This is a genomic window from Paenibacillus sp. FSL H7-0331, assembly GCF_001956045.1.
This window is the reverse complement of sequence record NZ_MRTH01000004.1, coordinates 244692-268281: the sequence shown is the minus strand read 5'-3', so window position 1 is coordinate 268281 and position 23590 is coordinate 244692. Positions and strand designations below refer to the sequence as shown.

Here is a 23590-nt window from a genome sequence, read left to right as displayed (position 1 = left end):
ATCAGCCTCCATTTTCGCTTAGCGATACTTCCCGGTACTGTCCGGGTGTCATGCCAGTCGTTTTCTTGAAATAACGGATAAAATTTTGTGGATTGTTATACTGCAGCTTGCGAGCCATATCGGTGATTTTCATCTCCGTTTCGGTCAGCCATTTCTTGGCAATATCCATCCGGTAGGCAAGCAGGTAATCACTAAAATTGATATTCATGCTTTTCTTGAGTGCACGCCGGATATAGCTGGAATGGTAATTGAGCCGCGAAGCGCATTCCTCCAGCGTCAGCTCACGGTCATACTCGCTCTGAATGATTCTTACCACTTCATTGGATATTTTGTGGTAAGGTGCTTCTTTACTTTGATCCATCGTTTGAATAATCGGTTCAATAATTTGCTGCATCAGCCACTGCTCGATTTCCTGAACGGTATTCAGGCGTTTTAGCTGCAGGTATAACGGAATTGCATTCGTATCCAGGGAAGAAATAGCGGCATCCTGCTGCTCTGGAATATACAGCAGATCCATCAGCAGCTTCATGAGCCAGTTCTGCATCTGATTATGGGTGAGTTCACGGTTGGACAAAATTTGCAGAAACTCCATCAACAGCACATGTGCGCGTTTATCATCGGCGAATTTGACCGCTTCGACCAGTTGCTTCTCCAGATGCTCCGGGAAAAACACCATTTGGGTTTCCGGTTCCTCATTCTCGATAAACAGAATCGTTTCGGTATCCTTCGTAATCCGGTATTTTAATGCATCAAGACCCTCCGCATATGCTTTGGACGTCAGGTCGTAGGTGATAAAAGGCCGACTGATACCCGCACTGACAGGAAGATCGAGAAATTTCAATACATTTTCCTGGACCTGCTTAATCGTTGCATACATAAAATCCTTGAAAGCATCCGGTGAATCGTGATTGCTGCTAATGACGGTCACCTGTGATTGATCGATGACGACGGGATTCAGACGATGCTCCGCTGCAACCGTTTCCTCCACAATATTGCTGATCGCAAATAATAGCAGATCACGGTCGTGCTCACTATAGCGCGTTGTCTCCAGTGTATCGATTTGTATGGCTACGACTGCCAACCAGCGAAATTGCTGCGAGTAGCCGAATAGCTGCAGCTGCTCCTCAATCTCTTTACCTGTTAGCTGACCTTGAACCAGCTTGTAGATCATAAATGGCTTTAGTTGATGTCTCAGCATTTGAACATGGCTGGTCATATGCATATTATTCTGCGACATGGTCTCCATCCGACGTTCGATCACCTTGAATTCGTCCTGCGGCACCTGAGTATCCCCGGGCTCTCCAGCGACAGCCGTCTTCTGATACAGACTGCGCAGTGGGGAATACATCTTATTGGCTCCCTGCAGGGAAAGTATAATAATCAGGATGAGAATGATCAGGCAAGCCCATATAGTTGCCCATCCGATAGCTTGTGATTCCCGTGTGATACTGTCAAGCGATACAATAGATAAATAGGTCCAGCCATTATACGACGATTTGCGGAAGGTGAAGCCATACTCCTCCTTGCCGATTTGTCCGATCCGGTAGCCGTTCAGTTCGGGGGTCTGCAGTATATTTTGCAGCAGCAGCGAATCACGAAGACCTTTATCCACTTCGGGCAACAGATCGGTCGCGAGTATATTCCCCTGCTCATCTACAACCATCAATGAACCAAGCTCACTGCTTTTGGGCAGTACCTTGAACAGCTCCTGATTGGACATTTGGGTCACCAACAGGGCGGCAGGCTTGGCCGAATAGCTCGGAAAGCGTTTCACCAAATATATATTCGTTTGCGCCTGGGCTTCGTCCTTGCTTGCTGTGGTTTCAGTCATCCATTTGAAAGGTCGATCGATACCCGTGAATAAGGCAAGCCTACCTGTGTCCGTAAATTCATCCAGCTTGGCGTAGCCCTTATTGCTGATGATCCAGTTCTGATCGATGCTGATGAGTTGAATATCGCGGATACCGAGTTCATAGATCTGAATACGCTGCAAGGTTTCCAGAACCTTATCGACAAGCGGAAAATCTCTGGCCTGAATGGGCATCTGGAGTACATCACTGACCGGCTGTGCATTGACCAGCTGAAAGATCGAGAAGTCAATAATTTTCAACGTGTTTTCCAGCTGAATTTGGGTTTGATGCAATAATTGGTCATTACCCTGCAGCACCTTGTTTTCAATAATGTTGGAGGATTTCATATACGAAAAAATACCTAATACCATAACGGGAATGGCACCAAGCAGCAAACATAACATAAATAACTTTACGTGATAGCGGGATAACTTCAGCTTCATGACGATCTCACTTTCCTAAGTCAATTCAAACGTTCAATCTGCATCCATTATCGCATTATCCTTGATGAAATCCTATAATCATTAGCGCTACAATTGATGGAAAGAAGAGGAACCTATCGGCTCCTCCCCGGAAAATCATTTATTTTTTGAGTGATTTGTCATATTCTGCCTTGTATTCAGCCATAACCTGGTCGCCGCCAATTTTTTGCCAGTTGGCAACAGCTTGCTCAAAGCCCTTTTCATCGAGCTCGCCAATAATGAATTTGGTTCTTGCGTCGGACATCACCTGATCCAGCTGCTTGCCTTTTTCCATATAGGTTTTGGAAAGAAGTGGCAATGCAGGATTCGGAACCGCAAATTTCTCATTGTCGGCAATAAGCTTGTTAAACTTGGTAACGGCCGGATCGACATTGCCCGGAAGTGCCTTGCTGCCATCAAATACCATTAATTGGAACAGCGTATTATATACTTCATCCGTATACACCTTCTCGTCGATACGAATGGCTTTACCGTTATCTACCTTGTAATGCTTGCCTTCGATCCCCCAGTTCATCAAGGTTTGAACCTTCTCGTCACCTAATTTGTCAATAAACGCCAGAACCTGCTTCAGCTCTGCTTCTGTTTTTACACTTGTTTTCGGGATCATAAATACGCTGTTATAGCCGCTTCCTGCCTGCACCTTAACACCGCCCGGACCGGTTACATTAGCAACTGTATCCAGCTTGGCGTTCGGATTGGCTTTGAACAAATCGGTAAACCGGGCATTCAAATCATCATAGGCTCCGATGTAGACGCCTGCTTTTCCTTGATTCACCAGCACGGTGCGGTCCTTCACAACAGGAAAATCACTGTTCATCACTTTGTCCTTGAACATTTGCTGAATCATTTTCAGACCATCCATATACGGCTTCGTCATAAAATCAGGTGTCATCTTACCATCCTGATAGGCCCACAAATTCGGTGTTCCCATAGCTGCCAGCAGATGAAGAATTAATGAGCTGTTGGAGTCAAAAGAGATCCCGAACGTGTCATTCTTGCCATTCTTATCGGGGTCATTATACGTGAACGCTTTGAACACATTGAGCAACTCATCGATCGTTTTGGGCTCCTGCAGTCCCAGATTGTCCAGCCAGTCCTTGCGGATAATAATCCCGTTTCGCGCAATAGCCCGCCAGCGATAAATACCGTACACTTTGCCTTCTATAGAAATATTGGATAAGCGGGCCTCATCCAGCGTTTTCAGATTGGCATAATCCTTCAGATAAGGACCCACCTCCCAGAACAGACCTGCCTTGGCCGCTTCAATAATTGCCGGATTGCGGTCGTCCTTCACAAGCAGCAGCTTCGGTAAATCACCAGCCACAGCAATGGAGGCGGTTACCTTCTCACTATAGCTGGCACTCGGGACCCAGGTTACGTTCAGCTTGGTGTTGGTATATTCCTGAAGCAGCTTCATCGGCTCGCTGTCCATTTTGGGCGGCTCTGCTGTTAAATACTGGTTCATCATCGTAATTTCAACCGGACCGGTCGCTGCCGCTCCTCCTGACTTGGACTCTCCGCCATTTGCACATGCAGAAGTAATAGCTAAGGATAAAGCTCCGGCAGCCATCAGACCTTGTTTGATGATACGTTTGGTTTGCATGAATAAATTCGCCTCCTGAAATGGTCAAGCTCATAATAGAGTTTCATTAAATAATTAACGGAAAACGTCAAGCGTCGACTCCATAAGCTCCTCGTCCAGCTCAATGCCGAGGCCTGGTCCTTGCGGCACAAGTATATAACCATCCTGTACCTCGAAAGGCTGCTTCAAGTAGCGCTCTCGTGTGCTGTTCGTTTCTATGTTGTATTCATAATAGCTGCTGCATTCCGGTGAGCTGGCAGCCAAATGGATCGCTGCAGCAAAACCGATGCCCTTGGTTGTATTATGCGGCACATAATGAATGCCGAATGCACGGCACAAGGCGGCAGCGCGTTTCGCACTGGACAGCCCTCCGCATTTGACCGGATCGGCAGCGTACAAGTGGCAGGCTCCCTTGCTTATAAAATCACGGAACGTAAAGATGCTCCAATCCTGCTCCCCGACATGAATCGGTACGGGCAGCGTGTTAGCCAGCTTGATATAGGTGTCCACATCATAATAAGGACAAGGCTCCTCAAAATGATAAATGTTATATTGCTTAATTCTGTCAAACAGCTGAACCGCCTGAATATACGTATACGAGCTGTTGCCATCGATCATCAGCTTGCAATCCGGGCCTATCGCTTCCCGTGCGGCCTTAACCTTGCGTACATCATCGTCCAGATCGACGGGCAGTCCTGTACCGTAACGCGGCCCCACCTTGATTTTGACGGCTTTTACCTGAAGACGGTCTATCGCATCACGAATCTTGACGGCTTCTTCCTCATGCGTCAGGTCGCGGCTCATACTGGACGCATAGAGAGGGATACGTTCACGATATAGACCCCCAAGCAAATTATACACGGGTTGCTTCAAATAGCGACCTTTCAGATCCCATAACGCAATTTCCAGACCACTATAAGCGGCTGCCAGCAGCTGGCCGGATATTTTGTAATTTCTCCTAAGCACAATCTCCTCAATCAGTTCTCCCTGAAAGGGGTCCATTCCAATCACATAGGGCTTGATGACGGTGTTCATAATTTGCAGCAGCACATCAGGCCGCATCGGACTGGACTCACCGAAACCGTAGACGCCTTCATCGGTATCCACTTTAACATAGAACAATCCCATCGGTTTTGTATAGCAGGTAATATTGGTGATTTTCATGATGCCCTCCCGTTGTATTGGATGATTCCCTAGCCTTTAACAGAGCCGAGCAGGACCCCTTTGGCAAAATGCTTTTGCAGAAAAGGGTACACAATCAAAATCGGAACCGTTGAGACGACGATAACCGCCATCTTGATGACCTCACCAGGGGGTGCTACGTAATCACTGCCCATCTCTTGTGAATCCCCGATCCCGCCCTGTGACAAAATAACGATTTGGCGGAGCCACACTTGAATGGGCCATTTGGAACTGTCATTGATATACAAAATCGCACTGAAAAATGTATTCCAATGGCCAACCGCATAAAATAACGAGAAGGTAGCCATAGCGGGAAGCGAAAGTGGCAGCACGATGCGCACCAATATTTGAAAATCGTTGCAGCCATCAATCTTGGCGGCCTCTTCCAGCCCATCCGGCAGCTGCTGAAAGAAGTTTCTTAATATAATCAGGTTGAAGGCACTGATCGCCCCGGGAATTAACAAGGACCAGTAGCTGTTCAGCAGGCCAAACGATTTGACGACCAGAAAGGTTGGAATCATGCCCCCACTGAACAGCATTGTGAACAACACGAGCAGCATAATTGGACCGCGACCCATAAATTCGTTTCTCGCCAACGGATAAGCCGTTAATGTCGTGAACAGCAAATTGATCAAGGTGCCTGCGACCGTTATAAAAACCGTTACGCCAAGGCTCCACATAATGGTATTCGTTGAAAAAATATAGCGATAGCCATCCAGCGAGAACTTCGTTGGAAATAACACAATCCCGCGCTGCATCAGCTCCTCTGAAGCTGTTAATGAACCTGACAATACAAACAGGAAGGGCACGATGGCAAACAATGCGAAACCAATCAGAATCACGGAATTGACAATATCAAATACGCGTGAGCTCATTGAAGGATGAATCATGACAGCAGCCTCCTTTCCGAGTTAATATACACCTTGCTCGCCTATTTTCTTGGCTGCTTTATTAGCGGCAAGCACCAGGCACAAGCCGACAAGTGATTTAAACAGACCGACAGCGGTGCTGAAGCTGAACTGCCCTTGCTGAACACCATTGACGTACACATAAGTATCGAACACTTCGCCAACTTCACGGTTCGTCGAATTGAGCATCAGGAAAACCTGCTCGAACCCGGTATCCAGAAAGCTGCCGAGCCGCAAAATGAACAAGATCACAATGGTACTGCGAATCGCTGGAAGCGTAATGTGCCACAGTTGTCTCATTCGGCCCGCGCCATCCATTTTGGCGGCTTCATAGAGCGTAGGATCGACCCCTGACAGCGCAGCTAGAAAAATAATCGTTCCCCATCCAGATTCCTTCCAGATGACCTCCAGAATGATCATAGGTCTGAACCAGTCGTTGGACATTAAAAAATTAATTTTGCCGAAGCCCGCATTGACGAGCATATTCGTAAATATCCCACCCTCGGATGAGAAAAAGGTGTACACCATGCCGACAACGACGACCCACGATACAAAATGGGGAATATAGACGGCGGTCTGAATGTATCGCTTGAACCATTCCACGCGCAGCTCGTTCAGCATCAATGCGATTAATATTGGGATTGGAAAGAAAAAGACAATATTATAAATCGCAAGCACAAACGTATTTTTTAGCAGCAGCCAAAATACCGGATCATGGAAGAAACGATCAAAATGCTTAAAGCCGACCCAAGGACTGTTCCAAAACCCCCGATAAGGCAAATAATCCTTAAAGGAAATCATGACCCCCCACATCGGTAAATATTTAAATATGGCAAAATACAGCAGGCCCGGTGTGACCATCATGTATAAATAACGACCTTTGATAAGCCGACTCCAGAACAAGCTTGCCTTATGGCTCAAGCTGTTTGCTGTACCGTTCGCCACTTGTGTTTTCAAATCCAACGCCTCCTTTCTGATACGTACAATTTAAGTTGAGGCCAATACATCCTCGATCCGAATTGGACGATTCTCCTTAACGGATCTCCATACCGCTTCTCCCGTTCCAACCGAATAGGCGCCATCTATCGAGCCTGACAAAATATCATACGGACGCTTCGGATCGGGACCGAGAAAGATATCCTCCAGGAGCGTCGGGTCCCCGCCTCCATGCCCACCCTGTCTGTGAACGACATGAATGGTTTCCTTAGAGCCAAACAATGGAAAGTAATCGATCATCTGCACAGGGACTGGGAATGGTACTCTGCCGGAGGAATGGTATTCCATCGATTCAATACGGCCTTTAGTTCCGTTAATCGCCAGCCGGTAGCCTTCATAAGGCAGTGAAAAGTTGACTGAATAGGTGAGCAGCGCTCCGCCATTATATTTGACGTTAACCGAATAGGTATCCTCGATATCAATTTGTGAATCGTAGATGCAGGCATCAGAGCGGTATTCGCTGTAAGGAGCTTGAGCATCTACGGTGCCGACAGCACCGATATGATCGTCTGCTACATGAACCTCCTTGCTACGTGAGGACCAGCGCATATAATAATTGCAATCGGGCTTCACCTCACAGGTCGCGCAATGGCGTCCATCTTCTTTTTTCGGATTAAGCTCGCCATCAGGGCCGTAATAATTAAGAGCGCCGAAGGCAAATACTTCTACCGGCTGCTGCCCTGTCCACCAATTGACCAAATCGAAGTGATGCGAGCTTTTGTGAATCGATAATCCTCCTGAATGCTCCCTGACCCGATTCCACCGTTTGAAATAGCTGGCTCCATGGTACGTATCGATGTACCAATTCAGATCGACGGATGTTACCCGCCCTACCTTTCCTTCCAGCACCAGTTCCTTGATCCGGCTGTGAATAGGAGCATACCGGTAATTGAAAGCCACCGTTACCTTCCCCTTGCTCTTGGACTCTGCATCCATAATACGCCTACAATCAGCCCCAGTGGTTGCCATCGGCTTCTCGGAAAGCACATCGAGATCGTGCTGCAGCGCCTTCAAAATATAAGTGACATGCGTATCGTCACGCCCCGTTACAATAATGACATCAGGCTTCGTTTGTGCGACCATTTTATCGAAAGCATCGGCTCCGTATTCCGGCACACCGGCAAGCTCCGGGTATTTGCTCTTACATACTTCAAACCTTCTGGAGTCAATATCGAGCAGCCCAACGATCTCTGCTTGATTGGAAAATGTCGAAAGCATCGGTCCGATGAACATTTTCAGGCTTCGATTGCTTACGCCGCAAATTGCATACTTTTTTTTCATTCAGCACCTCATTCTTGATATTGGGTTGGATGATACCGACGCCCTGTCGGTGAAGCTGACTTCTGAATTCATTATTTCGAATAACCGGATAAATAGATACAATCCCGACAGCGACAATTGTGGTGAATCCTTATAAACCGTATGGTTGTTGGTTATTTGAGCGCTTATAATCTTTAATGCCCACTTTTATAATCTTTATAGAACACGACAAAAAGAGCAGCCTTCAACGGCTGCTCCAGAAATATTGATGGATTATTCCATTATGTATTTAATATGTATACAACTGTCTAACTATCCAATTAAACTATTTAACTGATCAGAGCAGCTATAATAAGTGAGCATCCCAGACTGAGACGTGACCCGAGAATCGCGACGGATACGTTACCCATTTGTATTTCCTTGGCGACCTTAAAAGGGGTAATCCATCCAAACAAGTAATAAGTCACAATCTGGGCAACAATAGCGACCAATCCCCAGAGGATCAGCTCCATAAGATTAGCAGAATGATAAATAGCTGAGGCCAGCACGACGCACAGTCCGATCATTTTCCCACCGAGATCGTGAGCGGATGCTTGCGCTGCATTCACCTTCGTTACATCTGTACTAGTCCCTTCCTTGATCAGCTTCATTTCCTTGTATGGAGTAATAATTAGAAAAATACCCAGTCCTGCGCCAATAAGTCCCAAGGTCGTTACCAAATATAATAAAAAATTAGATACTTGCTCCCACGTGATAATCAAACTCAGATCCATATCCATGTTCCTTTCCTGTTTCAGCATCATAGCCGTTAATCCTTGAGGCCGACTGGCAAATAAAACGACTCATTCCCCGTTATTTTATTTCCTAATCGTAATAGTACAGCGGAAGGAGTCCCTCCGATAATAAAAGAACGCCATAGCGCACTTCCTGTGTAAGGGCCGTTTAACGTTTGAACTGTGATTTGGGGAAGCTCTACCCGTTTCTGATAAACCATCGGCTGATCACAGTATTCATCACTGTCGTTGTGTTCTGCGATGGTTCCGTCTGCGTCATAGAGCGTAACCGACCCGCCTTCCCTGCCGTAGATCGGCTTTTCTACATAAGCATGCTCACCGATAAAGCGATTCTCAAAATACGTCGGCAGCATATAGCGGGCAACCCATTCATGCTCTTCCTCGCTAAAAAAAACACCAGTTTCGTGAAGACTCCAGATGAGCGCCAGGAGAGCCTTCGTCTGACACAAAAATGCGCTCGGCGGGTTAATAATACCGACCTTCCCTCGTGCAATCAAATCGAGGGTATGCGCTCCTGTCGGATAACCGTCCTCATCGGTCTCAATAGCCAGCTTTTCCAAGGCATGATGGCGCAGCATCATAGGTACAGGTGTTAAATAATCGCCATCTACAAAATACAGATTATCCTCATACACCCTGAGATCGGAGAGCGGAACGAATCGGCCGTTTAGTCCTGATTGCTGCAATAAGTAGCGGGTCGTAGCCGCATCCTCTTCATGCCAGTCGAGCGAGCAAAAAGCGATAGGCTCCGTGCTGTAAGCCAACTCACCGTAGCCCTCCAGCATACGTTGAAATGCTAGTGGGAAATGCTGCTCACAGCCTTCATTCGGATTAATCACGCCGTGGTGGCGGCATACGTGCCCATTGACATAATAGGCTTCTACAATTAAAGACGGAGTGTCGGCATTAAACTCGATCAGCTTGATGCCGTCCGTTGTCCATGCCAGATCCAAAGCTCCGTAAACCGTTGCAAAAGCAGCTGGAAGCTTGATACGAACCGTCTGCAAAGCCTCAGCGGGAATTCCCATGGCCAGCAAAAAGTCATCCTCTGCCTCCTGCAGCACGGGATAACATTTGTGGAAAATACGCGCAAGGCGATCTGTCGCCTCCTGTAGCTGTTCATGTTCAACCGAGGTGATAAGATGAATGTCAGCCAGCGCGTATTCCGATTCATACATAAAGTCCCACGTAAATATGCCCTCTTCACGCAGCGGATTATAAATCGAATTTCTGAGTTCTTCGTAATTCATGCAGGCTACGCCCCACCCTTCATCTAGCTCTTAGCTGCTTGACCCTTTGGATCCTGAACTGCTGGAGGAGCTGCCAATTCCACCCTTGGCGCCGGAGGATCCGCTGGATATCCCGTTGGATGAACCGGATGACGCTTTAGGTGCTGATACTGACTTGCTTCCCGATGAAGAGCTGGAAGAAGGAGCAGTAGACGCAGAAGAGGTGAACGAGCCGGAGCGCTCAGTTGTCGTAGGCGCTGGCTTGCTGGTCGTTGCAGGTGCAGTTGTAGTCTTTGATTTGCTGTCAGCGACAGGTGTTGTGCTTTTGGCATTACTGTTGGCTGCCGTATTATTATTGGGCGACGGAGCTGCCTTGTTGGATTGCAAAGCTTTCCCGGCTTTAGCGGCTCCGATTGCTGCAGCTGCGGCACCTACGGCAAGCCCCGCCAAGGCTCCGGTAATTAATCCTGAGGATACGGCCGATTCCCGGCCATAATAAGTACTTCCATTGTAATTGTACACATAGTTTCTATCCACGCTGGCTCCTGAGTCATCGCATTGGTTATCGCCATTATCGTCCTGGCAATAATCCTCTGCGGTGCCGCCATATGGAATATCATCTGTGCTTGCTAGCTCCGGTATCTCTTGTATCTCTTCCTCGCCGGATACCACGGCCTCCTGAGCGGTCTTGTTGGCTAATGCAGCGGTGTTGGCGTTTGGGGGAGTCTGTCCACACCCCACCAAGGCCGTAACCATGAATACGGAAACCATTAGCGCCGTTTTATTCATGGGAGGAGTCTTTTCTGTGTGTGTTATCGTTTCTTTTTTTGGCTGCATCGTTGGTCACCTCAATCGTTGGTTCTCGCATAATAAACGAACATTTTTCGATCCTCATCAAGCTCGAAGGATGTTTTATTCCACTTGCGTCCATTCAGCTTGATCGTTTCCGTTTGCAGCAGCAGCAGAACCTCAAGCAAGCTGCTGTAATGCTTTACATGAAGGAGCGGATAATCAGCAGCTTCATCTGCAAATTGTCGTATTTCTACAACGAATTCTTCTTCCTGCATGCTTTCCGGTTCGGACTGCTCTACCGCTGTATCCGTTGGAATCACATAGATCAGATGAACACCGTCTTCCTCTTCCGTACGATGCCGTTCATATATCGTTCCACCGCGAATAAACCAATCGGAATCGTTGCGTACTAACAATTCATCGATTGAAATAGGATCATAATGACATATCATTTCTGCAGGATTATGTAGTAAACGATATTCCAGTCGGGCCATGCCCCGTTCCCCCTCTAATATCCTTTTCTGTAAAAAAATTAACTCGGATTTATTCTACTATAAATATCCAAAATAATCTTGAAATTATTTTAAAATGACAAGCATGAACTCACTTTTTGTCGATAGCTCATTATACGATGAAGACACCTTTCAGTTTCCAAAAAAAAGACTGTCCCAAAGTCATCATTCTGACCTTGGAAACAGCCTGTCCTTACCCAATCGATTATTTAAATACGTCACTGACATCTACGGTATAAATATGACGATTCCCTTCATGCGTGGAGTCAAACGATAGCGCGGTTCCGGCCCTGTTCCACCTTGGATGCAAATCGCAGCGGAAATCTCCGTTAATATGGGGGTAGGAATAGAACGAACCGAGCGTCACACCCTTCCTGTTGATCAAATCATATACATACAGATGACGATAGCTGTCCTCATCGGGGTAGCTATCATACAGCATAATAGTCCTGTCCGGCGAATAGGTGCAGTGGCCATCCCTCAAAAAGTACTGCTGATCCAGCAGCGTAACCTCGTGTGTTTGATCCTTCAATTCATACAATTGAACACCCGCTGTCGAGCCTTCCAAGCCGCTCGAATAAATCACGAGATGCTGTGGATCACGCCAATGATAATGGGATGCATAAGCATAATCGGACAACAGGAATAGATCAGAGCCATCATGCTTGGCTGTCAATATCGCCGTTTTCCAACTTTTACCATTTGCAGGAAAATTCCTTACCAAACAAACAAATCGGGTTCCATCTGTATTCAAATTGATGTGATTAATCATAATCTTCTGATCTTCGCCTGCAAAATAGCCCTTGGTAAAGTCCCAAATCTCCTGTAAGGACAGCACCAGCTTGCTAATGCCTGTATCCAGCTCAATCCGGAATATTCCGTCCTCCACAGGATGCGGCATATCTACGAACGGATCGGGAGTCCCCTCATAGCCATAGCCCGGGCGAAAATCATACATCCGGAAGAAATTAACGCTCAGCGCATATTTTCCCGTTGGATCGACATTCACTACAGGTCGCTCCAGAAATCTTGACTCCTTGGTGTGGACATTCATTACCACGCCTTTAATGCCGTCATCCGTCTGCTGATTGAAAATAATTTCATCATTCGGGGCCAGCGGATGCCACTGCAGCATCGTTCCCTGCTGAAAATTCCAGGCTGTCGTTTCCGCAAGCGGGATTTCCTGACCGGTCTCCACGTCAATCATGCCCAATTCAGCAATATCCTCGCTTGTCTGCAGGCGATCCCAAAATTTCACTTTTGTATACAAGTGATAACGGTCATTCCCGCTCCACGACGGATTATCATAATAACCGTAAAAGTAATGCCCTTCACCATTCGTTAATCTGTGTACATCCACCGACAAGTTTTTGATTTTCTCTATCTCCATTTGTAAAGCCTCCGTCTCCTCATGGTTCAGCATGAAACGCTGTCTATTCTTTCAAAGCTCCAATCAATACACCCTTTACAAAAAAGCGCTGCACGAACGGAAATACAAGCAATAACGGCGCTATAGCAGCCACCATAACGGCGAATTTCAGCGTAAGTGCCACCAGCACACGACCATCACTGACGTCCCCCATCATATCGGTGTTCTGATCAAGAATAAGAATTTCTCTTAAATACACCTGAAGCGGGAACAAATCACGCTGACGCAAATAAATAAGTGCGTTAAAATAGGCGTTCCAGTGCCCTGAGCCATAAAATAAAGCGATAACGGCAATAATCGGCTTCGACAGGGGCAAAGCAACCTTTTGGAAAAAAGTAAATTCGGTTGCGCCATCTACCTCGGCAGCATCGCGCAGCTCCTGGGGAATGTTCATTTCAAAAAAGGTTTTGGTAATCAGCAGATTCCAGGTCGTCACAGCACCCGTGACAATCAGCGCGAGACGTGTATCGAGCAGTCCCAGTGACTTGACGATCAAATAAGTCGGAATCATGCCGCCGTTGAAAAATAAAGTAATCACGATAAAAAACATGATCACCTTTCTTCCCGTCAACTCCTGGCGCGATAAGGCATAAGCAGCCAGCAGGGTTACCGTTACGTTCAAAGCCGTACCACAGACGGTATAAATGATGCTGTTGTAATAGCCCAGCCAAATCGTACCCGTGGACAGCAGCAGCTTGTAGGCCCCCAGCGTAAAACCGACCGGAATGATCAGCATCGGATTCGCTATGACCTGAGCCGGATCACTGAAGGAGGCTGAAATAATATACAGGAACGGATATATGAACAAGACTGCGGTCAATACCAGCAGCACATAAATGGCCACGTCCGTCCCGTTTGTTTTTTTTGATATACGACTCATCTTACATCCACCCGCTTTCAAGAGATTCGGTTACCATAGAGAATAGCCGCTGAGTCGCCGGGCCAACCGATTGCACACAATAATAAAGACGAACGTCAGGAACGAATTGAACAAACCTACGGAGGAAGCAAAGCTGTACTGCTGCTGCTCCAGACCGGCTCTATATACATAGGTGCTCAGCACATCTGCCGTTTCATAGGTAGCAGTGTTGTAGAGCAGGTATACCTTCTCGAAGCCTACATCCATCACGCGCCCCAAATCGAGCAGTAGGATCGTAATAATCGTCGGCTTGATGCCTGGAAGCGAGATATGCCAGATTTTATCCCACCTACTTGCTCCATCCATTTCTGCGGCTTCATACAGGCTCGGACTGATCCCGGTCAACGAGGCAAAATAAATGATTGAGCTCCAGCCAACCGTCTGCCATACGCCTGAAGATACATAAATCGTTCGAAACCAGCCTGGATCACGTAAAAAGTCAATTCGTGTGCCGCCCAACAGCTCAATAATTCCGTTAACAAATCCTGTCGAAGGCGACAAGAAGTTAACAATCAAGCCCGCTACAACGACCGTCGAAATAAAATGGGGCAAATAGCTGACGGATTGGATCACATTGCGAAATTTCGAATTTTTCACCTCATGCAGCAGGATTGCAAACACAATGGGAATCGTAAACCCGAACACAATCGTATATAAACCGATTAGCAGTGTATTTCGAACCAAACGGAAAAAGTAGATGGAATCGAAAAAGGCCTGAAAATGCTTGAAACCAACCCACGGACTGCTCGTCATTCCTTTAAAAGGATTATAGTCCTGAAAAGCAATTAGCGTGCCGTACATCGGCGCGTAATGAAATAATAAATAATAGATAGCAGCTGGAGCGATAAACAGATACAAGACCAGGTTCCGCTTCATTTTATTTCGCATCCACATACCGGATTTGCGCTGCACTGCGGTATTTTCCAAGATTCATGCACCTCCCAGGCTCACAGGCGTGCAGGAAGGAACGATCCGTCCTGCACTTGGCCTGATTTCACCCTATTTACGTTCGTATGGTTGCTGCATTACTTAAGCGCAGCGATGAATCGGGCATAAGCCTTGCCATACAACTCAGCCAGCTTATCCGAGCCGATCTTTTTAAGTCCCGCCTGGAAGGCGTCATATTCACTGAATGGTTTCTTCCCGCGAATAAAGGCATTCATATTTTCATCGATATACGTGTTAATATCTCTTTGAAGCGTTTGCACCTCGTTCAGCTCCTCCTGGGTAAAGTGAAGTGCAGGAACCTTCTTCTTGCCTGCGTACTGCACGGCCAGTGCGTTGCCTTTCTTTCCTTCGTCGCTGAGCGTAGCCAAATAATGCTCAGGAATTTGTGCGGAAGGCCAGCCGCTGACATACCCGACATACGTATTCAGATATCCGAGAATATCAAGCTTCGGATCGTTCGCCACCTTATCTGTATAGGTGGGTACACCGTCCTTCATCGTGTACGTATCGCCTTCTGTACCGAAGTACAGCAGCGTAGCTCCTTCCTTGGAATAGAAGTAATCCATCAGCTTCGTTAGCTCTACCGCATTTTTGGTTGTGCTGGAAATGGACACGCCACGACCAGGATCGATTTCATTATGTCTACCGAGAATATTGCGTTCCCCTGTTGGTCCTTTGGGAGCCGCTAGTGCGTTAAAGCCAGGAGTTTTGCCCGCACCCTGCAGCATTTTGTTATATTTGGTCAGGTAACCTGCATTCGAGCCGTAGATGAAGCCGGACTGCTCATTCATAATTCTGCCGTCACGCACATCACCTTTCATTTTTTCGTATTCAGGGTCCAGCAATCCCTCACTGTACAGCTTGTTCAAATATTGCAAGGCATCCTTGTAGCGCGGATCGGTCGGACCGTATTTGATTTTGCTGTCCTCTACGAAGAAATCATCGGTGCTGTTCGGACCTCGGCTGCCTACGCCAAACGCCCAGATAATCGGGTTCGGATTGTCGGTGAAGGGGATCTCATCCGCCTTGCCATTTCCGTTCGGATCCTTTTCTTTAAACGCTTTCAAAACCTGATACAATTCATCCGTCGTTTCCGGAGCCTTCATCCCAACCTTTTGCAGCCAATCCCCGCGGATCATATATCCTGCAAACGCTTGCGTACGAGGGTCCAGCAGCAGCCTCGGGAAGAAATAAATATGCCCATCAGGTGAGGTGATTTGACCTTTTACCGCTGGGGTGCTATCCAGAATCTTTTGGAGATTAGGCGCATTTTTCTTAATCAAATCCTCCAACGGCTGTAGTGCGCCTTGACGGCCGTACTGATCAGCCAGCAGTGGATCGATATGTCCGATAATATCTGGAATTTTACCTGAAGCCATGATCAGACCCAACTGCTGCTTAAATTCATCTGCTGCCGGGGCGGCTGTCGTTTCCCACTTCACGGAAATATTCGTTTTCTTCGCAATTTCCTTCCACAGGATCTGATCGCTATAGCTGCTGACTCCCGTTGAGCCCGGTGCAGGTATAAAATCAGTCCAGCCTGTAACTGTTAACGGTTTATCGGTAATCATCGTACCCGTGCCTGCTTGAGGTGCAGCAGTGTCCCCAGGCTTCGCAGCAGGCGGATTGCTGCTTGTGCATCCAGCTAACACAGTTGTAGTTGAAAATACTAGTGTCACGACTAACAGAGCAAACTTTTTAGTAGACATGTTCATCCTCCTCATAATGATTAAGCAATTCCCAATTGACCCCTGATTGTGGTTTGATTAAGATAGCGTTTACATGAAAAACTCTGTATCACTTCCCTTTGCACATTTAGACGCGTTTGAAAAAAGGTTGTATAATCACGCTGTTTCACATTGGATGTGGCGTGTCTTGATAGTTAGATTATATATGGTTTCAATCAATCCCACTATTGACAATCAGATCAATTATTTGTATATTTCGCTCATATCATTTTTTCGGGGGAGGCTGCTCAGATATATGGAAAATAATGAGAGCTTTATGGTGTATAACGTTGCGGAGCCTTATCAGGAGGTGAATTTTTACAACCGTGCCCAGAATTGGTTTATGCCCGAACACCATCACACCTACTACCAGTTTATTTGGGTAATTGATGGGACTTTATTGTTTACGATAGGTGGAGAGGAATATACCTTAACACGTGGAAAGATTTGTATTACACCTCCGCTGCAGCCGCATTCATTAAGATCGACCACCGGTTATTGTCAGTTCGGTATCAATTTGCAAACACCCAAGGATACCAAGGGTATGATTGGCCTGCTGGATGCCTACATTCCGGATTTTATCATTATCGATTACTCGCATAATCTCGATCTTCTGCCTGTACTTGAGAAGGAATCCAGAGGGTTCACCAAGCTCTCGAAAATCAAAATAGCGAATATTTTGGACGGCCTTATTGTTTCCTGCGTGGAAATGATCATGAATGGCAACGAAGTTAATTTCAAAAATCATTTGTTAACGTTTCTGAATAAAAATTTGAACCAGAAAATCACACTGAGCGATGTGTCCAAGGAGCTTGCGATTAGCCAATCCCATTTGGAGCGGCTTGTGCGGAAGGAATTTGGCTGCGGCGTGATCGATCTCTATAATCAGCTTAGAATTAATAAGGCTTGCTCTTATCTGAGTGCTTCCTACTATACGATCGAGAATATTTCTGAGCTGCTCGGCTTTTATGACACCTCCCACTTTTCCCATTTTTTCAAGCAAAAAATAAAAATGACGCCAACCGAATATCGCAAGCATAAAAACTGGACCAAATAGCTAGAGGCGTTTCAATCGAAAAAAGAGCCGATGCCATGAACGATGCATCAGCTTGTGCTGGTATAGATTCAACTAATTTAAAATCGTTTGTGTCACATATTGATTGAACTTTCGATACTGCTCCACTTCGCGCTCATGCGTGACTTTAAAATCTGAAGCTTTTTTCGTACGAGCCTTCAAGGTAATATCAAGTCCCTCCAGCTGTAAATAATAGCGGGTTGCAATATGATAATGTCTGCCCTCAAACAAGCACGAGGCACCCAGATAGTTTTGGATCAATTCGGCCTTCTCAGGCTCCTTGTCCCAATGATCTGTCAGCCATGAATACAGATTAGGCTGGAACGTCGCCAGCATACCGCTGTATCCTGCACCACCTGCTTGCATCGTTTCAAGCACATGCGGATTATTGGCGACAAACACTTTAAGAGGCGTGCCCTCTACGGCTTTAATCTTCGCTTTGATTTGTTCAATATTGTTGCTGCATTCCTTCATGAAGCCGAATCGGCCCGTTTCACCGCACCATTTCATTAATTCCGGAGACATCAGTCTATGGTAGGGATTAGGACATTCATATAAACCAAAATCCACATCTGGGAATTGCGCCAATATCTTCTCGGCATTGGCCTTCCATACTTCGTCGTCCTCATGCTCTTGAGCGAGGCGGTTCGTTACCAGCACAAAAGCGTCCACACCGGTTGCCGATATTTGTTTAATTTCCTCCAGCTGCTGCTGGAACGATTCGGATACATGCCCTGATGCCACAACAGGCACTCTTCCAGCCGCCTTCTCTTTGACAAAACGTGCAACCTCTACCCGCTCTGCCAATGAAAGCTGAACCATGTCACTGGATTGGCATACCGCAAACAATCCATGGACGCCATTTTTGATATACCAATCTATTAATTGCTCAAGTGCGATATAATCAACCTCATTGTCTTTCGTATACGGGGTTAGCATTACCGGCCAAACGCCATTAGGTACTTCCTTCGCTTTTACACTCACTTTAACTCCGCCTCTCATCTCAATTTTAATTAACCTTTAATTCCTGTTGTTGAAATACCCTCCACAAAATATTTTTGCAGCGAGAAGAAAATAATCAGGCTGGGCACAAGTGCAAGCACCGACATCGCAAACAGTGGTCCCCAAGCCGATTCTCCTGATGAATCCATGAACAGTCTTAAACCGAGTGGAACCGTGAACAGCTTGGCCGAGTTCAGATATAGCAGCTGCGTAAAAAAGTCGTCCCATGTCCAGACAAAGGTGAACAGGGCGGTCGTAATCAGCGCTGGCGTGCATAGCGGCATAATAATGCGCCAATAAATCTGGAACGGCCCACAGCCATCGATTCTTGCCGATTCATCCAGCTCCTTGGGAAGTCCACGTATGAACTGGATCATCAAAAAGATGAAAAACGCTTCGGTTCCGAGCCACTTGGGAACAAACAACGGGAAATACGTATCGATCCAATCCAGATTGCGGAACAGCACATACTGTGGAATGATCGTCACATGGTGCGGCAGCATAATCGTCATCAACATCAGACCGAACCAAAACTTTTTCAGGATGAAGCCCATTCTGCCAAAAGCAAACGCCGTCAGGGATGTTGACACCAGATTGCCGATTACACACAAGGCACATACGATAAAGGAGTTAATAAAAAAGGTGCTGAATTTGTTTTTGGCAAATCCCGCCCAACCGGTCGTGTAATTGGTTAATGTAAACTCGGTTGGCCACAGACCCGGATCAGAGAAAATCAGATTACTGGGCTTAAATGAGCTGGCAATCAGCCAGGCGATCGGATACAGCATGATGACACCGAGCGAAACAATCGCAAAATGAAGCAGCCAAGCCCGATTTCCGAGACGATCAGTCATTGTCAATTACCTCCATCCCCGTAATTTACCCAGTATTTGGATGAGAGGAAAATCAGTGCGGTGAAGATCGAAATGATAACCAGCAGCACCCACGCCATTGCAGAAGCATATCCCATTTGAAAAGAAGTAAAACCTTTCATATACAAATACAGGGTATAAAATAACGTCGAATCGATCGGTCCGCCCGTGCCTCCGCTAATGATGAACGCCTGCGTAAATGATTGAAATGCTCCGATGATCTGGATCACAATATTAAACAGCAGCACTGGTGTAAGCAGCGGGATCGTAATATTGAAGAACTGGCGAATTTTCCCTGCTCCATCCACTTTGGATGCCTCGTAATACTCATAAGGAATTTGCTTCAGCCCGGCCAGAAAAATAATCATTGAAGAGCCAAACTGCCAGGCAGCCAGCATCGAAACCGAATACAGTGCATATTTGGGATTAGCTACCCAATCCGGCCCCTGATAACCGAACAGACTGAGCATAACCTGGTTGACGGCACCGTCTGCACTGAACATCTTGCGCCACAGCACGGAGATTGCTACGCTCCCCCCAAGCAGGGTCGGGATATAATAAAGCGTACGGTATATCCCGAGTCCTCTTAGACCCATATTGAGCAGCATGGCAATCGCCAGCGCAAAAGCAAGCTTGAGTGGTACCGATGTAAATACAAAGGTGAACGTTACCTTTAAAGCATTCATATAATGGACATCATTCGTGAACATAGTCCTGTAATTGTCCATTCCGATCCATTCCGAGGGCTTCAGCATGTCATATTTGGTAAAGGATAAATACAGCGAGCTGAGCATCGGCCCGAGCGTAAGCAGGAAGATTCCAATCAACCATGGCAGGAGAAAAAGGTAAGCAGCACTATTTTCCTTCCAAAGCCTCCGCAGTTTGTGCCCTCGCCCCTTATTCGTAGCAACAATCGAATTCAACACGGTTCCTCCTCATACAGTTTTGATCATCACGCTATCGCTTATTTCTTGACCGATTTTTCAAAGGCATCTACAACTTCCTGCGCAGCCTGATCAATGGTCGCTTTTTTGAAGTAAACCTTTTGCGAGGAGCTGACAACGGCATTGCCAAACTCGGTACCGTTAGGGAGATCCTGATCCTTAGGTCCAGCTTTGGAGATATAATTTTCAAAATACGCGTAGAATTTTTTCTCTGTCGGATTCAGTGTCTGCTTCATCATGTCACGAACGGCCGATGAGTTGGGAATACCACGTTCACTGCCCAGAACCTTGGTTGCTTCCTCATCATTAATGAAGAAATTAATGAACATGGCGGCTTCCTTCGGATGCTTGGATGTTTTATTAATCGTCCAGAATTGGCTGGGGTGAACCCACAATCCATTTTTGGCTCCTGGTCCTCCGGACGGCAGTGTTGTAATCTGCAGCTCATCCTTCATCCCATTTTGAAATGCCGTTAATTGATTCAGCCAGCTCATCAGAAATACGGTTTTGCCTTTCGGGAATATGGAGGTGTCTACGGACAGATCGGTAAAAGTCGCCGATTCTTCCGGCGTTGGAAGCAATCCTTCACTGCGCATCCGGTCCCACATCGTGTACCATCTGACCACATCCGCTTTATCGAAGCCTGCCTTGCCGTCCTTGTAAATGGTTTTGCCGGTTTGGCGCAGGAAATAATTCATATAAAGCGAATATCTCGATTGATCGGCAAATGCATAATAGCCGGGTCCCAGTGCTTTAACTACTTCCTTCCCATAAGCTTCATACTCTTCCCATGACAATGTATCCTTAGGAGGCTCCATACCTGCTTTCTTAATCAGATCCGCATTGTAAAACAATCCGATTCCATTTGTACCCAAACTGATGCCATAGAACTTTCCATTGTCTTTGCCCGGCTCCAATAAAGCAGGATCGAATTTATCGAGATTGATTTCTTTGTTGGTCACATAGGGTGTAATATCCAAGGCTGCGCCACGGGCCACCAAATCGGTAATGCCCCCGACATTAATTAAATCAGGAGCGTTCCCTCCGGCAATCTGGGTATTCAGCTTGTCGGAAAACCCGTCAGTGCCTGAGTATTCCGCGTTAATTTTAATGTTCGGATATTTTTTCTCGAACAGCTCAATGACTTTCAATGTGCGCTCGTGGCGTCCTGCTGTTCCTGACCACGTTGCGCGCAGCTCCACCTTTTCATTTTTATTATCCTTGACAGGGGCAGTACCTTGACCCTCCGTCTGTGGATTCGAGCAGGCGGATAACGCAACCAACACAATGGACAACAATCCAAATACAAGCTTTTTCCCTTTCTTCACAGCTAATCCCCCTTGTCATATCGTTATTATCGATCTACGGACTTTTGTATTTCCTTCGTAATCGTCTCACCGCCCAGTTGGTTCCACTGCTGGACGAAGCTATCGAAGCTATCTAGTGGCGCACTGCCGATTATAATTCGGAGAAAGGTTTCCTTCTCCAGCTTTTCGAGCGCTGCCCACTTGGTTTCCATCGTTGTCGTCAAGCCGTAAAATTCGCTGTACACTTTATCCATCGGCGTGTCCACGATAGCCTTGGCACCGTATGCTCTCGCATGGGCGCTGACCCAAGCATCCAGGTTTTTCTTGGGGTGCTCACGGTCAATGATCATGTTTTTGTAGCTGCTCTGATATTGAGGCGCAAGCTTATCCAACTGATTCCTGCCCTCCATAACCTCCAGCACAGCCTTGTAGGAACGCTGCACGGAATCGGTATAATCCAGCAGCAAATCAAAGGGATAATAATGCCTGGGCTGTACATGGTTAGCTTCCTTGTAGGTTTTCAAGGCTTGCAGAGCAGGATCCATATCACTGCCATAATTGGCTATATAGCTGTCTACCCGCTCGTACTGCGTGAATTGATTCAGTAAGCGTACGACAGCTTCCGGATTCGGATACCCCTTCCTGACCACAAGATAACGGTCCGTAATCGGAGCCATATGGGTGACGAATTTTCCACTATTATCAAGCGGAGCGGCAAAAGCTTTCCATTCTGCTGCCATATCCTTTTTCACGGATTCCCGTAGAGGGCCGCTCGGCGCATACCAGGGGCCAAAGAAAATACCGGCCTTATTATCGGCAATCGGTTCGTTAGGGTCCTGACGCAGTACAAATTCAGGATCGATAATGCCGGCCTTATACCACCCTGCCAGCATTCCTAGTGCCTGCTTCGTTTCCGGGGCGACCGAGCCGTAATAGATGTTCCCTTTACGATCCTTTAACCAGTTTTTTGGAAATGATCGGTAGGCGCCAAATACGGAATCCAAGCCATTCATATTCGGTCTTGCACCCCATACGATCACTTTATCTACCGGAATCCCTACCGTATCCGATTTGCCATTGCCATCCGGGTCTTGTTCTATAAAAGCCTTCGCGATGGCGGCAATATCGTTTAACGTTGTGGGAGCGGGCAGCTTCAGCTTATCCAGCCAATCCTGACGTACCCAGACGAGTGACGGGCTATCCGCTTCAACCGCAATGTTGGGTAGAGCCATTAGCCTTCCACCGAATGTAGCATCTCTTGTCGCAAGTCCTTGGGATGAATCATACATTGCTTTTACAAGCGGTGATGCGTATTTGGGAAACACCTCCGTCATATCAGCCAGCATATCGCGATCAACCAGAGCACGCAGCTGTTGACGATCCACGACCATCGCATCCGGCAGATCGTTCTCGGCAATCGATACGTCCAGCTTGTACCTGTAAGCATCGCCTTCATTCCTGACCTGCCAGCTGTGCACAACCTGTATACCAGTCTTGCTCTGGAAGTAACGGGACCAGGGATTGTCATCATAGTTATCGCCCTGAGCCAGCCTTCCAGCTTCATTAGGAATCGAAAAACCGATCCTCAGCGTGATGGGTACCTTGTATTTGCCAAAGGCCAGGTCTTCTCCTTTCATTTCACCGTCTTGGCTTACCTTGTCGCTCAGTTCCGCACGGCTTGGTGTATGATCGGGGCTGCATGCCGACAAAGCCAGCATCGTCGCCAATATTAAGGAAAACGGCTTCACTTTCATATAGGTCCCCTATCTACTGTGCTGAT

General features: G+C 46.9%; 20 protein-coding genes. 1 reads left to right on the top strand and 19 read right to left on the bottom strand.

The features are described from left to right. Position 1: 1 nt before the first annotated feature. The 14 genes from BK127_RS08025 to BK127_RS07960 form a co-directional block, all read right to left on the bottom strand. Entirely contained in the window at positions 2 to 2293 is a 2292-nt protein-coding gene (locus tag BK127_RS08025) for a helix-turn-helix domain-containing protein (RefSeq protein ID WP_076229494.1), read from the bottom strand. Between the two features lie 139 nt (positions 2294 to 2432). After that, positions 2433 to 3935, bottom strand: a complete 1503-nt coding sequence (locus tag BK127_RS08020; RefSeq protein ID WP_076229493.1) for an extracellular solute-binding protein — start codon at positions 3933 to 3935, stop codon at positions 2433 to 2435. Positions 3936 to 3989: 54 nt separating this feature from the next. Next, positions 3990 to 5078: a mandelate racemase/muconate lactonizing enzyme family protein gene (locus tag BK127_RS08015; protein ID WP_076229492.1), complete on the bottom strand. Its 1089-nt coding sequence runs from the start codon at positions 5076 to 5078 to the stop codon at positions 3990 to 3992. Between the two features lie 29 nt (positions 5079 to 5107). Next, on the bottom strand, positions 5108 to 5986 hold the full coding sequence (locus BK127_RS08010) for a carbohydrate ABC transporter permease (RefSeq protein ID WP_076229491.1): 879 nt from the start codon (positions 5984 to 5986) through the stop codon (positions 5108 to 5110). A 21-nt stretch (positions 5987 to 6007) separates the two neighbouring features. Next, the gene (locus BK127_RS08005) at positions 6008 to 6925 is read right to left on the bottom strand and encodes an ABC transporter permease (protein WP_372237348.1); all 918 of its coding nucleotides are present in this window, start codon (positions 6923 to 6925) and stop codon (positions 6008 to 6010) included. A 66-nt stretch (positions 6926 to 6991) separates the two neighbouring features. Continuing rightward, complete coding sequence (locus BK127_RS08000) at positions 6992 to 8281, bottom strand: Gfo/Idh/MocA family protein (protein ID WP_076229490.1); 1290 nt, start codon at positions 8279 to 8281, stop codon at positions 6992 to 6994. A gap of 308 nt (positions 8282 to 8589) precedes the next feature. Continuing rightward, positions 8590 to 9063 (bottom strand): DUF350 domain-containing protein, encoded by a 474-nt coding sequence (locus BK127_RS07995; protein WP_256711224.1) that lies wholly within the window; start codon positions 9061 to 9063, stop codon positions 8590 to 8592. Positions 9064 to 9068: 5 nt separating this feature from the next. Further along, on the bottom strand, positions 9069 to 10304 hold the full coding sequence (locus BK127_RS07990; RefSeq protein ID WP_076229489.1) for a glutathionylspermidine synthase family protein: 1236 nt from the start codon (positions 10302 to 10304) through the stop codon (positions 9069 to 9071). 30 nt (positions 10305 to 10334) lie between these two features. Next, positions 10335 to 11120, bottom strand: a complete 786-nt coding sequence (locus BK127_RS42955; protein WP_144026404.1) for a hypothetical protein — start codon at positions 11118 to 11120, stop codon at positions 10335 to 10337. Between the two features lie 11 nt (positions 11121 to 11131). Continuing rightward, positions 11132 to 11569: a hypothetical protein gene (locus tag BK127_RS07980; protein ID WP_076229487.1), complete on the bottom strand. Its 438-nt coding sequence runs from the start codon at positions 11567 to 11569 to the stop codon at positions 11132 to 11134. Positions 11570 to 11792: 223 nt separating this feature from the next. Beyond that, a complete protein-coding gene (locus tag BK127_RS07975; protein ID WP_076229486.1) occupies positions 11793 to 12977 on the bottom strand; it encodes a TolB-like translocation protein in 1185 nt (394 codons plus the stop codon). A gap of 43 nt (positions 12978 to 13020) precedes the next feature. After that, positions 13021 to 13896, bottom strand: a complete 876-nt coding sequence (locus BK127_RS07970; RefSeq protein ID WP_076229485.1) for a carbohydrate ABC transporter permease — start codon at positions 13894 to 13896, stop codon at positions 13021 to 13023. Positions 13897 to 13926: 30 nt separating this feature from the next. Beyond that, a complete protein-coding gene (locus BK127_RS07965) occupies positions 13927 to 14862 on the bottom strand; it encodes an ABC transporter permease (protein ID WP_256711223.1) in 936 nt (311 codons plus the stop codon). A gap of 98 nt (positions 14863 to 14960) precedes the next feature. Then, on the bottom strand, positions 14961 to 16592 hold the full coding sequence (locus BK127_RS07960; protein ID WP_076229483.1) for an extracellular solute-binding protein: 1632 nt from the start codon (positions 16590 to 16592) through the stop codon (positions 14961 to 14963). Between the two features lie 274 nt (positions 16593 to 16866). On the opposite strand from BK127_RS07960, the gene BK127_RS07955 reads away from it, so the two are divergent. Then, a complete protein-coding gene (locus BK127_RS07955) occupies positions 16867 to 17667 on the top strand; it encodes a helix-turn-helix domain-containing protein (protein WP_076229482.1) in 801 nt (266 codons plus the stop codon). A 72-nt stretch (positions 17668 to 17739) separates the two neighbouring features. On the opposite strand, the gene BK127_RS07950 is transcribed toward BK127_RS07955, so the two are convergent. From BK127_RS07950 to BK127_RS07930, 5 genes are read right to left on the bottom strand one after another with little or no spacing between them, the layout of a single operon-like run. Then, positions 17740 to 18669 carry a dihydrodipicolinate synthase family protein gene (locus BK127_RS07950; RefSeq protein ID WP_256711222.1) on the bottom strand — a complete coding sequence of 310 codons (930 nt, stop codon included), beginning with the start codon at positions 18667 to 18669 and terminating at the stop codon, positions 17740 to 17742. 29 nt (positions 18670 to 18698) lie between these two features. Then, entirely contained in the window at positions 18699 to 19541 is an 843-nt protein-coding gene (locus tag BK127_RS07945; protein ID WP_076229480.1) for a carbohydrate ABC transporter permease, read from the bottom strand. 2 nt (positions 19542 to 19543) lie between these two features. Beyond that, positions 19544 to 20482, bottom strand: a complete 939-nt coding sequence (locus tag BK127_RS07940) for a carbohydrate ABC transporter permease (RefSeq protein WP_256711221.1) — start codon at positions 20480 to 20482, stop codon at positions 19544 to 19546. A 41-nt stretch (positions 20483 to 20523) separates the two neighbouring features. After that, a complete protein-coding gene (locus tag BK127_RS07935) occupies positions 20524 to 21831 on the bottom strand; it encodes an ABC transporter substrate-binding protein (protein WP_076229479.1) in 1308 nt (435 codons plus the stop codon). A 26-nt stretch (positions 21832 to 21857) separates the two neighbouring features. Next, entirely contained in the window at positions 21858 to 23564 is a 1707-nt protein-coding gene (locus tag BK127_RS07930; RefSeq protein WP_076229478.1) for a type 2 periplasmic-binding domain-containing protein, read from the bottom strand. Between the last annotated feature and the right edge of the window lie 26 nt (positions 23565 to 23590).